12 protein-coding genes are annotated in these 12,590 nt (G+C 40.6%); 7 read left to right on the forward strand and 5 right to left on the reverse strand.

The window, feature by feature from the left end:
* On the reverse strand, positions 1 to 744 hold a 744-nt coding region (locus AC4E96_RS13100; RefSeq protein WP_490256135.1), incomplete at its 3' end, for a hypothetical protein.
* Positions 745 to 965: 221 nt separating this feature from the next.
* Here AC4E96_RS13100 and AC4E96_RS13105 point away from each other — a divergent pair.
* From AC4E96_RS13105 to AC4E96_RS13115, 3 genes are all read left to right on the forward strand, one after another.
* Complete coding sequence (locus AC4E96_RS13105) at positions 966 to 1,808, forward strand: acyl-CoA thioesterase (protein WP_490256136.1); 843 nt, start codon at positions 966 to 968, stop codon at positions 1,806 to 1,808.
* 64 nt (positions 1,809 to 1,872) lie between these two features.
* On the forward strand, positions 1,873 to 2,523 hold the full coding sequence (pdxH, locus tag AC4E96_RS13110; RefSeq protein ID WP_488033710.1) for a pyridoxamine 5'-phosphate oxidase: 651 nt from the start codon (positions 1,873 to 1,875) through the stop codon (positions 2,521 to 2,523).
* Positions 2,513 to 3,379: a TatD family hydrolase gene (locus tag AC4E96_RS13115; protein WP_490256137.1), complete on the forward strand. Its 867-nt coding sequence runs from the start codon at positions 2,513 to 2,515 to the stop codon at positions 3,377 to 3,379. Before pdxH ends, AC4E96_RS13115 begins: the two co-directional genes overlap by 11 nt.
* Before the next feature lie 85 nt (positions 3,380 to 3,464).
* On the opposite strand, the gene AC4E96_RS13120 is transcribed toward AC4E96_RS13115, so the two are convergent.
* A complete protein-coding gene (locus tag AC4E96_RS13120; RefSeq protein WP_488033712.1) occupies positions 3,465 to 4,097 on the reverse strand; it encodes an AhpA/YtjB family protein in 633 nt (210 codons plus the stop codon).
* 222 nt (positions 4,098 to 4,319) lie between these two features.
* On the opposite strand from AC4E96_RS13120, the gene serB reads away from it, so the two are divergent.
* Together serB and cysS are read left to right on the forward strand one after the other, a co-directional pair.
* A complete protein-coding gene (serB, locus tag AC4E96_RS13125) occupies positions 4,320 to 5,378 on the forward strand; it encodes a phosphoserine phosphatase SerB (protein ID WP_490256138.1) in 1,059 nt (352 codons plus the stop codon).
* 83 nt (positions 5,379 to 5,461) lie between these two features.
* Complete coding sequence (gene cysS / locus AC4E96_RS13130) at positions 5,462 to 6,844, forward strand: cysteine--tRNA ligase (protein WP_490256139.1); 1,383 nt, start codon at positions 5,462 to 5,464, stop codon at positions 6,842 to 6,844.
* A gap of 118 nt (positions 6,845 to 6,962) precedes the next feature.
* Here cysS and AC4E96_RS13135 read toward each other — a convergent pair whose 3' ends face one another.
* Entirely contained in the window at positions 6,963 to 7,562 is a 600-nt protein-coding gene (locus AC4E96_RS13135) for a Yip1 family protein (protein ID WP_488033715.1), read from the reverse strand.
* A gap of 590 nt (positions 7,563 to 8,152) precedes the next feature.
* Here AC4E96_RS13135 and miaE point away from each other — a divergent pair.
* A complete protein-coding gene (miaE, locus tag AC4E96_RS13140) occupies positions 8,153 to 8,911 on the forward strand; it encodes a tRNA isopentenyl-2-thiomethyl-A-37 hydroxylase MiaE (RefSeq protein WP_490256140.1) in 759 nt (252 codons plus the stop codon).
* 131 nt (positions 8,912 to 9,042) lie between these two features.
* Entirely contained in the window at positions 9,043 to 9,408 is a 366-nt protein-coding gene (locus AC4E96_RS13145) for a DUF6404 family protein (RefSeq protein WP_490256141.1), read from the forward strand.
* Between the two features lie 99 nt (positions 9,409 to 9,507).
* Here the strand turns inward: AC4E96_RS13145 and AC4E96_RS13150 are convergent, their stop codons facing one another.
* Positions 9,508 to 11,067 carry a hypothetical protein gene (locus tag AC4E96_RS13150; RefSeq protein ID WP_490256142.1) on the reverse strand — a complete coding sequence of 520 codons (1,560 nt, stop codon included), beginning with the start codon at positions 11,065 to 11,067 and terminating at the stop codon, positions 9,508 to 9,510.
* A 168-nt stretch (positions 11,068 to 11,235) separates the two neighbouring features.
* Positions 11,236 to 12,363 carry a phospholipase A gene (locus AC4E96_RS13155; RefSeq protein WP_490256143.1) on the reverse strand — a complete coding sequence of 376 codons (1,128 nt, stop codon included), beginning with the start codon at positions 12,361 to 12,363 and terminating at the stop codon, positions 11,236 to 11,238.
* Between the last annotated feature and the right edge of the window lie 227 nt (positions 12,364 to 12,590).

Below are 12,590 nucleotides of genomic sequence, written 5' to 3' on the forward strand. Positions count from 1 at the left end.
CTCTGGTACGTCAACAGGATCTGTTGGTGCTGGTGGGTTTGTGTTTGATGCGCGCTTGGTCATGGTGTATTGGCCACCCTGAGTAGCAAACGAGTGTTCGTAATTTGGCTCTGTAAAGAATAGGTCAAATTCGTTGTTTCTCTCATCGCCTGAGACAGAGCTAACTTGGTGCTCGAGTTGAATAGTATTTAGAGGAGCATCTGGGTCCTTACCATCCTCCAACTCGCTGTACTCGACTGTAAAGGCATTTTTACCACTGATAGGGTGTTGAAAATAAGCACTATCAGTTGATGTTGTTGCAGACGGGGTGGAACTAAGAGTCGAAGAAGCTGGTTCTTCAATTAAATTGAAATTGTTTATATCGGCCACGTCGACCCAATCATCAATATTTACATCTAGAATCGGAATTGCGTTATCCATATCTGATGCATCACCTAACCAAAATGACGCGTTGTAGCTGTAGTTTAATAAATTTGAGGTACTAAAAAACGTTGGGTCTGTCGCTTCTAAGTCTAAGCTTGAATTGAAACTAAAGGAGCCAATACCAAACCAATCACTAACAAGGAAAGTATCATAGCCTATCGCAATTCCTGGTAAGCTAGGAACAAAAGTTGGGTCGGAATAATAATAAGCATTAGTGCCTGAATAGGTAATGTCGTAGACAGTCGACATCAAGTCGGCTTTAGCCATAAAGGGCGCGCCCAGGGCAGCTGCAAGTACGGATGATACGATTAACTTTTTCACTATTAACCCCTTAGACTTCTAACAGTGTCGACAACTATTAATGGTATATTTATTAAGTGTAGCTTTTGTATACGCAGTTGTGAATGAAAAAATTCAAAACTGCTCAAATACTTAAGTACAACTCGGACCTGTATGTCAATTTTGGCTGAAAAACACACAAATGACAAGTGTTAATTTATTAGAAGAAGTGTTTTATTTCATAGGTTTATTGGCTACACTTGATGCATCATTCTGTGAAGTCCGACCAGTTGGGCGTTGAGGCAATTATGACTATTGATGAATTATTTACCGAGTTTGAAGAAACCAAAGACGTTTATACCTTAAGTATTCCAGACCATTGGTCGCAGGGGCGAACTGTGTTTGGTGGGGTATCGGCCGGTTTGGCATATCAAGCTGCCCAAAATTTAATTACTGACAACCGTGAAGTACGTTCGTTTCATTGTAACTTTGTGGGACCAGTGAATGTTGAAGAGCCAATCGAAGTAAGCGCTGAAGTTTTGCGAACGGGTAAAAGCGTTACTCAAATTTTGGCTAAGGTTACTCAAAACGGGCAAGTTGGAGTTATGGTGCAAGTATGTTTTGGTGTTGCACGTGAATCAAAATTAGATTTTAAAGATCACCCAACGCATATTATGGCGCTACCTAAAAAAGCCAAATTTATCCCTCAGGTGCCAAAGATTGTCCCTAAGTTTATTCGTCACTTTGATTTAGCAATGGAAGTAGGCTCTTTCGGAATCGGTACATCACGCGATCCAGAAATGCACGGCTGGTGTCGTTTTAGCAAAGCGCCACAAAAAATGAAAATGGCTTATTTAATTGCGCTGATGGATTGTTGGCCGCCGAGTATGTTTCAAATGATGAAAATGCCTGCGCCTGCAAGTACCATGAGTTGGGATATTGAGTTTATTCATCCAATTAGCGAAATTGCCCCTGAAGACTGGCTAGCAATGGTAGTAAAAGCATCTCATGTCAATCAAGGCTATGGTCATGAAGAAGCTAACTTTTGGGATACAAAAGGCAATTTGGTCGCTTTATCGCGCCAAGTAGTCACAGTTTTTGCGTAATTCATTGTTCGTAATTTTGTTTTACTCGTATAATACAAAGAGTTAACAAATTGAGGGTTGTGAAGTGGAATTAGCTAATTTACGTCGAGAATATTGTCAGGGCAAATTAACGGAAGACGCGGTTGACGCTAATCCTTTTGTCCAATTTGAAAATTGGCTGCAACAGGCAATCGATGCCCAATTACCCGATCCCACCGCCATGGTTGTTGCGACTGTTGATGAGCATGGTCAACCTTCACAGCGCATTGTATTGCTTAAGCACTGTGACAATGACGGCTTTGTTTTTTTCACAAACTTAGGCAGCCGTAAGGCTCAAGAGTTAAAACACAACCCCAAAATCAGTTTGCACTTCCCTTGGCACATCTTAGAACGTCAGGTCATCGTGTATGGCGAGGTAGAGCCATTGTCGCAAAAAGAAAACATGAGTTATTTTCTTTCACGACCAAAAGAGAGCCAGCTTGCCGCTTATGCATCACACCAGTCACATCCAATTAAATCTCGAGACCTACTCATGCAAGGCTTTGAGCGCATGAAGCAAAAGTTTAAAGATGGTGACATTCCAGCGCCCGACTTTTGGGGCGGATTTAGGGTCAAACCTCACAAAATAGAATTTTGGCAGGGTGGCGAGCATCGTTTACATGACCGAATCATGTACGAACGTGAACAACAGGCAGACTCACCTTCAACTTGGTCAAAGCGTCGTCTTGCACCATAACACTTACTTTATAGATAGCCACTGCCACTTAGACTTTGCAGCGTTTGATTCTGATCGAGAAGACGTCATAGCGCGAGCAAATGCAATCGGCGTGAAACACTTTGTTTTGCTTGGTGTTGAAGCTGGGCAGTGGCAAAATGTTGAGTCGTTATGTGTGAGCTATTCTCAGATGAGTGGTTCAGTTGGAATTCATCCGTTTTTTTTGGACCGGTATCGACTGTTAAGCGCAGCGGATCAGGAAAAAGCATTAGAACTAGACTTAGGGAAACTGGCTGAGTTGGCTTGTCAGTCATGGGTCAAGGCCGTCGGCGAATGCGGAATTGATGTTGTCGTTGCAGAGAATTTTGTACAACGTGTTTCGAACAACCCGACAAATAAAAAGTACGTTGAGTCTGATTTGCAGTTGCAGCAGCAACTTTTTGAAGAGCAAATTAAAATTGCGAACGACAATCAAAAGCCCCTTATTATTCATCACCGAAAGTCACACCACCTAATTTTACAAAGCTTTAAACGAGTAAAGCCTCAATATGGAGGCATTATTCATGCTTTCTCTGGCTCGATTCAGGATGCTAACAACTACATACAACAAGGTTTCTATTTAGGCTGTGGCGGTACAATCACCTATGAGCGAGCCAACAAAACCAAACGTGTTTTTGAACAAGTAGACTTAAATCATATAGTGTTAGAAACTGACTCACCTGATATGCCAATATGTGGGGAGCAAGGCAAACGGAATGAGCCAAAACACATAATTTCGATCGCAGAAGCTCTGGCAAAAATTAAAGGCATGGAATTAGCCGAAATTGCTCAAGCAACCTCAAAAAATGCAATTCGAGCGCTTAACTTATCATTATAAATTCCATTTACGCACAGCGAATAGATAAACGTTTACTGTGGTAGCCTAGGTTACTTAAAGTCGAACTGCTTATTCAAGTAGATGATTAATCTTTTACTACGTATGCGTTTGCAGAAAATGGTTTTAGACCATTAGTGAAGAGATAGCCAATAAAGCCAGCAAGCAAGGCAATTAATATCACTTGTTTGGTTAGTGTGTGCGTGTATTCCATACCGCTTTGTTGAAGGTTTTTGGTGAGTACGGTGACGCGAACAAAGCCGAGTAATGTGTTGTCATCTGCTTTTATTTCACCAACATAAGGAATTGGCATAAATGAGTTAATGTCATCTAGGGCATCTTGGTTGTTGGTAGCTTGCGAGCGATTATCGGACCAAAATCGATCTTTGGTGCTCAATGCATTTTCACTTTGGCTAATAACTTTTCCATATTTGTCGTAGATCAGCATTTCATAAATATAGTCTGAGGTGAGCGCTGAGTCTGTCAATGTATTCAGTGATGCAAAGTCTTCGTTTTGGATATAGGTGGCCGCACTGTGGCTCGTTTGTTTGAGTATGTTGTCAGCTAAGACAATGGCATTTTCGGCCAGCAAATCTTCGCCTTTTGATTTGATGTCCAGCCAAATGGTTAACGTTGTGATTACTAAAGCAACACCCATCAACAACTGTAATATTTTACGGCTGATTGACGATGTTTTTATGTAGGTTACTTTAGTTGCCATGAGTCGTTGCCATGAATAATTGCCATAGGTAGTTGCCACAAAATGGCAGATTAAATACTCGTTTATTGTGTCGTGCTCATTTTATTGTTTAGACAAACCAACCAATAAAAAGTCATAACAAAATTTATAATTATTTATAAATAGTGCGCATTAATTACTGAAATTGCAATGAACTTTGATATATTCCTAAGCAAATCATAACCTCAAACGATGGAAGCCGTGATGTCACAACAGGTTCAGGAAATTCAATTTACTTCTCTTACTTTTGATCAAATATTGGCTCAGTTGCAATTGTCAGCCGCCTTTAGTGTCAAAGTGACAGACGAGCGTCTACTCGTAACTTATGCACACGCGGCGAGGTTAAATGAAGGTAAAGAGCCTGGCGAGACAATTCCACAAAGTAATTTACCTGACAAGTTAAACCCAGTTGTGACAATGATGGGCCACTTTTCTGTTGATGAACTTGTTCGATTCATCGAAGATGCTGGGCCAGAACAAGCATTATTCCGTGTTGTACAACCTTGTGCTGAGTTGCCGCCAATACTCCAAGTGTTCAATGCTATTTCACCTAGTTTACTGAGAGAAAATTATCACACTGACACAACTCCCGTAAATGTCATCTCGTCGGCGCCAACCTTGAATCAACCGGGGCTATTAGTGATGGACATGGACAGTACCGCGATTCAAATTGAGTGTATTGATGAAATTGCGAAATTAGCCGGAGTCGGTGAGCAAGTCGCCAGTGTGACAGCACAAGCAATGCGTGGTGAATTGGATTTTGCGCAAAGCCTTCACGCTAGGGTAGGGACGTTAACAGGAGCGCCGGTTTCAGTTATAAACCAAGTTGCCCAAAATTTACCTTTAATGCCAGGACTGGAAAACTTGGTGAAGGTATTGAAAGAACACAACTGGAAAATTGCAATAGTCTCTGGTGGCTTCACGGCGATGACCGAAGCTTTAAAGGTCCAGCTTGATTTAGATGTAACGATTGCCAATACGCTAGATACGGAAGTTGTCGATGGCGCTGAGCAGCTTACCGGAACCGTAAGTGGTAAGGTAATAGACGCACAGGCAAAGGCGGACGCCGTCGTTGATTTGGCTCGACAATACAACATTCCTTTGTCTCAAACGGTAGCAATGGGCGATGGTGCAAATGATTTAATAATGATGGACGTTGCGCAATTAGGTGTGGCATTTCACGCCAAGCCACTTGTGCAAGCAAAGGCGGATGCAAGCGTTGCAACCGGTGGTTTGGACCAGTTGTTGTATTTTTTGGTTTAGCTTCTGGTGTATCCCAAATAGTTTGTTAAAATGCGCTCAATTATCGTTTTACGCCATTTTCTATATTAAAAGCAGGAAGAACCATGCTACGTATTTACAATACATTAACCCGCAAAAAAGAAACGTTTAAGCCAATCGTCGAAGGCAAGGTGGGCATGTATGTATGTGGTATCACTGTCTATGACTTGTTACACATGGGACATGGCCGCACCTACGTAGCGTTCGATGTCATGCAGCGCTATTTCCGTCATACCGGTTATGACGTGACATTTGTTCGAAACATTACGGACGTTGATGACAAGATCATCAAACGTGCAATCGAGAATAACGAAACATGTGATGAATTAACGGCTCGCACAATTGCAATGATGCATGAAGACTTTGAGTCATTAAAAATGTTACCAGCGGACATCGAGCCACGTGTAACGACACACATGCCAGAAATCATTGATGTCATTGAGCGTTTGATTGCTAAAGGTCACGCTTACGTTGCAGGAAATGGTGACGTTTTATTTGAAGTATCTACTTTTGAAAATTACGGTGCATTGGGTAAACAAGACTTAACCCAATTAGTGGCCGGTGCTCGTGTTGATGTTGAAGACAGCAAACGCGATCCTTTAGACTTCGTATTGTGGAAACTAGCTAAGCCAGGCGAGCCGAGCTGGTCTTCACCGTGGGGGGACGGTCGCCCAGGTTGGCACATCGAGTGTTCAGCAATGAACTCTAAGCATTTGGGCACTCATTTTGATATTCACGGTGGTGGCTCAGATCTAACCTTTCCACACCATGAAAATGAAATTGCTCAGTCATGCTGTGCCTTTGATACACCTTATGTAAATTACTGGGTTCATTCGGGCATGGTACAAGTCGACAACGAAAAGATGTCTAAGTCTTTAGGTAACTTCTTTACCGTTCGTGACGTGCTTAAAACGTATGATGCAGAAACTGTCCGCTACTTCTTGTTGTCAGGTCATTATCGCAGTCAGTTAAACTATTCAGACGATAACCTAAAACAAGCAAAAGCAAGTCTTGAGCGTATGTATTCGGCACTGCGTGATGTAACACCAAATATGGATGTAGATGTATCTACATTGCCACAGTCTGCTGATTTTTACGCAGCAATGGACGATGATTTCAATACACCAGAAGCATTAGCGGTATTGTTTGATTTGGTTAAACAATTAAACATTGCTAAAAATGAAGACACTGCTAAAGCGGCAGATATTGCAGGTGCAATCGTCAAGTTTGGTGAAGTATTAGGGATGTTACAAAGCTCGCCTGAAAGCTTCCTACAAGGTGACCAAGACAACGATGAAGTGGCTCAAATTGAAGCCCTGATCGTAAAACGTAACGATGCCAGAGCTAATAAAGATTGGGCCGCGGCCGATGAAGCACGAGACGCATTAACGGCGTTAGGTGTTGTTTTAGAAGACGGCGCAAACGGCACTACTTGGCGTAAAATCTAAAAAGGCTGAGGCTAAGAGCAGATACACAAAGCGTGATTGCTTTTGATTAGCAACAAAAAAACCGGCGAGTTTTCTACTCAGCCGGTTTTTTAATGTTCTTTTTAAATAAAATTAGGAATTAGTGACTAAACGCTGGCGCGTAGCCTGAGCTCCAGAACATAGCAAATGCAGTCATGATACAAACTAATAAAATAAGGCCACAGGTCACCACCGAACTTGCGTAGATGAAGCCACGCTCTTCAGGGATGTGCATTAAAATCGGTACTCCGGCATATAATAGGTAAACCGAATAAGTCAGTGCAATTAACCCCACAATCATGACGAACCAAACTTCTGGGTACAATGCCGCAAAGCCAGCCATAAACATAGGTGTTGCCGTATAAGCAGCAAGTTCTAGAGTTTGAGTGTAAGTAGGCTCAGAACCAAACGTGTGTGCCATCCAGTGTGCTAAATAACCGAGCGCAAAGACGCCTCCGATTAGAGCAAAATACATTAACACACTAACAATGAGTGCGGCATCTGACGTCATGCGAATTGGCTCTCCCGCGCCAACACTCCAGCCAATTTCAGTTACTGAAAAGTAGCCACAAATCGATGGAATCAATGCGATGATCATGATGTGTGACAACGAGTATTTAAAGCTTTCATGGCGGTTGTCGATGGTATGCCATTCTTCAACTGGGTGCGCGTACAGACCCCATAGGTGGTTTAGTATCATAATTATTTTCCTTACTGTCTAGTGACCGCTTAATTGCGCAAAAGTTACACAACCTTGCATAAGTTATGATCAAAAAGTAAACAGAGATCAAGATTAGAATTGTTTAAAAAACATACTTTTAAGACCATAAAGTTATATAGGCAATTATTAGACTGTAGAGTAAAAATTCTAAATATATCAATAACTTTAATTAAACCAATAGATTGAATGAAAAACGGCCTTTGTCAGTTCTTGGTTAAATAACCAATAATCAAGTGGTTAAAAATCACCCAATTGGGTTTGAGAGTTACTTTAACCTCTAAATATTATTTAAATGACAATGGACTGGCTAAATAAAGACTTTATTAAACTACTAATAAGAAGGATTGAAAAAGTAATGTGTGGCCATTGACGACGAACTTTAGTCAAACTGTTCCATTGTTTTTGCTTGCTCAAAAATGATTATTAATCATCTATATAGAACTAATTTGGGTATTTATCCAAGAATTGGCCGTATGAAAAAGCCGATTTAAGTGAAGTACAGAGGCTGTTTGTGATAATATTTTCCGCTAATTAACCACGTCAATCATTCCGTTAAAAGAGACAATACCTTGCAGTATCAAGAACTTCTTCAGCCGATAAACTCTTTTTTACATTGCACTACGCCTCAAGCATGGCTTGAAGCCGCGACTCACAAAGACAACTTTGAGGTCTTATTAATAGATCACATGATTTGCGAGCTCAAAGCCGCGCAAACGGCCATGTGGCTGATCCGAAAATACGCAGTAGACAAACAAAGCGGCGATGAATTGCTTGCTTGGTTAAAGCCTTATGAAGAGTTTATTTATAAACAAAAAGGCAGTTTGGCTGACTTAGGTAATTTAAAAGGCTTAAACAAAAATCTGGCGGTTAAACCAAACAGCCCTTACGGACAAGACTTGGTTGATAAAATGGTGCTTTTGATTAAGGAAGAGCTTCATCACTTTTATCAGGTTCTTGAAATTATGGAAGAGTATAAGGTCGCTTATCGTCACATTACACCTGGACGTTATGCTAAAGGCATGATGCAGCATGTTAAAACTCATGAGCCTGAAACGTTAATAGATAAATTAATTTGCGGTGCCTATATAGAAGCTCGCTCTTGTGAGCGATTCGCAAAGCTAGCCCCTTACGTCGATAAACGATTAGGTGACTTTTATGTATCGTTATTGCGCTCTGAGGCACGTCATTTTGAAGATTACCTATCACTTGCCGAGTCAATCGCGGGTAAGGACATATCAGAACGTATTGAACACTTCGGGAAAGTTGAGGCTGAACTTATTAATACCACTGATAAAGACTTTAAATTTCACAGTGGTGTGCCTGTATAGATATGCTTGTCTAGATAATGCAAACAACTGAAATATATAAATAATTTAACTTGTTGGCTTTTTTGTGAGCGGTTTTTGTCGTATGATTGCCGCTCGATTTCTAACGATAAAAATAAAAACAAATTAAGCTGATGAATTTCCACCAAAAAACCAAGCATCATGTTGCCGATATGGAGTACTTAGGTATTCATAGGAGTATTACTACACCGTTAATTTATCAGGTTCTTTGGGCGTTAAATATTGAAGAAGTCCCGCCGTTTTTTGCTGAATGGAAGCGAGTATTTGCTGTTCATGCATTTTTTAATATTCTAATAGTAACACTACTTTACTTTGGCTTTTGTGTCTTGGTTGGTGAAAGTGCATTGGAAATGCTGAGCTTGTTAGTGTTGTTTTGGTTTTTGTCATCGATGTTGGCGCTGTTAAAGGCTATTCGCTACAAACAGGACGCTGAGTCACTCGGTTTACCAGATTGGGATACATATTTATCTGAGCGTTAATTATTTCACTTTCGTTACTTTCATTTAATAACTAAATTACAAAAAAGGCCGCTATTCAAAAAGCGGCCTTTTGTATTCATCAAGCTTTTAATCTTAAAGCTATGCGCCAGGTACGTGGCTAGGACCTTTACCTGATTTACCAGTAACAGAGTAGATACTTAAGCGGTAGTCACCTGTTCTGAACGTGCCGTTGCCCGTTTCTTCCAATGGGAATAAAATAGGGTTACCGTCTGCACCTATTCCAAAGCTCAGAATGTTTGGAGCAGAAACTTGTAAAACATAGTCGCCTGAAGTTTCAATTGGAGCATCGACTAATAACGCATCAAAACCTTCAAAGTTTTGGAAGTTTTGTGCTACTAGAGATAGGCTACCGTCATTTTCAACTTTAAATAATTGAACTGCGCCAATGACAGGTTCACCAATTGCGATGTCAAAGCCATTAAACTCAGCACTCACAAAGTCACCAGCTTTAGCTGTAAAGCGATAGCTGTCCACTTCGTTGTTTTGGTCAATACGACCAATGATAATTGCTTCATTAATGTCTAACTTACCACCTGCGTTTTCACCTTCTAAAATAGTGTTAGGCGCAACAACATTGTGAAGTTTTATTTTACGCTTACCATCTGAAAGGTTGCCCTCATTTACAAGGCGACCACGTTGGTTTGATGCAAGCTTGATAACCGAACGTTCTGAAAAGAAGCGGTCACGAGCGGTGCTGTCTGTTAAGCCACTACCGACACTAGCACCTGATGCCATTGTATGTAGAATTGCTTCTTCACCGTTTCTTGGACCATCAAATACAGGATAAAACGCATCGTTTGAAGGTGTGCCTGTTGTTGGTAGACCTGTACCAGGAGCACCAAAAGAGTCATGGTGACGTAGACCAAGGTTGTGGCCTAACTCGTGTGCACCAGTGTTTGAAGCTTGGTTAATGATTGCTTCTGATAAAGCGGCCTCAACATCGCCGTCGACAATTTCGATGCCAGAGAAGTATGACAAGTAAAGACCAGTCGGATCGAATTGTGCGAAAACTTCCCATAAGTTTGCATCAACAAACGCGACATCGTCTCTTATTACATTGCCAATATCTATGCTTTGTGCTCTACCAAATAAAATACCGCTGCTGAAGTCGATACAAGGTTGGCCATCGTTTTGGCACTCAAAGTTCAGCGTAGAGTACTCACCGCTTTCTGGGCGGGTTTGAGTAAATTCGATGTCAAAACCTTCGTAGTCAGCGGCGATACGACGTTGAATTTCATCTCGTTCTTGCTGGGTATATTGGTGACTAACAAATGTTTCTAAGCCATTGTATGCAACAGCTTCAAATACAGGCGAGCTTTGCTCAAAGTTAAGGAATACAACTTGAGTTTCGTTATTATTTTGTCCAACAGCAAGACCTTTGCCGTTTTTCTTTTTAGTTGTATTAGATTTGTTAGAAGATGACGTTGCAGCTTGTGCTTTTCCTTGCGCATCTGCTAAAAATTGCGAGATATTTGCGACGTCAATGGTACGACGATCGGTACACACAGATGCACCACAATCTTCAGTTATTAATGGTAATGCATCAAAAGTTACTGAGTCTGATGCATTTGCGTTGATTGCGAATACAGCCGTCAAGGTCATAGCGACCTTGCTGAGACCTAACCAATTTCTATTCATAATACTGTCCTGGTTCGTTCTTATTGTTTTTTATTATTAGAGTTTTTGTTCGTTCAGCTTTGTTGAACTAGACCAATATTAACCATAAAACAGACAGGATCTAAATAGATCTTTTATATTATTTTGTTACTTCCTATGAATAAAACTGTTTAAAAAATGATACAGCCGCTAAAAAATATCGTTAACAGCGATACCCAAACCGATCTTTTGTTGTTTGTGGTTGTAATCAATTAAGCTTTCGCCATAGCCTGTAAAATATTGAGCAAAACCCACTAAGCGAGATGAACCTGGAAATGGGAAGGTGTAATTGAGCTCTAATGAGCCTTTATGTGTCGCCCAATTCTTTCTGATAATTGTCGATATTTTGTGTTCATCATTAAAAGCATAAGCCGCCATAAACTCGTAATGTCCCAAGTAATCTTGAATATCTGGGTTGTCGTCACCTTTTGGATCAAGTGGGTTTTCTTTTTCGTTTTCTTCGAATCGATACCAAGGCTTAAACACAAAAGCGTAGTCGTCTTTTTCGTATATCAAAGACATAAGCAACCGGTTCCAGCTACGAGACAACTCTTGAGACTGGCCATTTGATTGGTGTTCTAAATGGACAGAAAAGCCCATATTGCCGTCAAACGGTTTCCACGGTAATGGTGCGGTGTAGAATATTTCAGGGGTGTAATTGGTTTCTCTAAATGGCTTGGAAATTTCATCAGCATATAATTGCCACCAAGCTTGTATTGTCATTGCAAAATAGAGTGAATCACCCGGAATGAAAAGGGTACTACTTCGAAGGGGTACTTTAAAGCTCACCTGATATTTGGCTTCATGGGCCTCCATGTTTTTAGCACGCTCTGGATCAAAGGCATAAACCTCATTATTAAAATTATCCGAGACGGTAATAGGAAGAATATAACTTTGTTTGTGCGGTGTAATAACAAATGGGTTAAGTTCTGTGGTCTTTTCATTGAGTATGCGTTTAGCAAGTCGACCGGGCTTTATGCCTCGTCCCAAAATTCTTGTTTCACAGTAGCGATAAATAAGCTTGTCTTCACCCGTTACAAACCCGGTTTCTTTTAATGTCGCAACACAGGATTTTACCTTTTGCTCTAAGGCTAATTGCTCGGGAGTTTTTATTTCACCCGTAGCAGGTTTTAAAAGGGTGAGGCTAGTGCTTTTTGTTTGTTCCTCAGTGCTAGTTTCATTGGCATAGCTTTGGACTGAAAAAAGTGGTGATAACAACAATGTTACGGATAAGGTCCATTTCTTCAACTTATTAAATTTACTGCTTTTATTGCTCATTCTTACTTCCTGAATTTGAAAAGAAAGGGACTCACGGGGCTAAGACTAATTCATTTGTTAAACAAATTGTAGCGAGCAATGAAAAACTTGCACAGTTACCGTGAAAATATTTTATAGAGAAGACAAGAGGTTACTATTTTCCAAAAGTGAGGGAACGAAGCTTGCAAATCCATTTTTCACTTATAGTATTGATTTTATTGTTAAAAGTAGAAGTAGGTTTAATTTAT

Source organism: Psychrosphaera sp. (assembly GCF_982872775.1).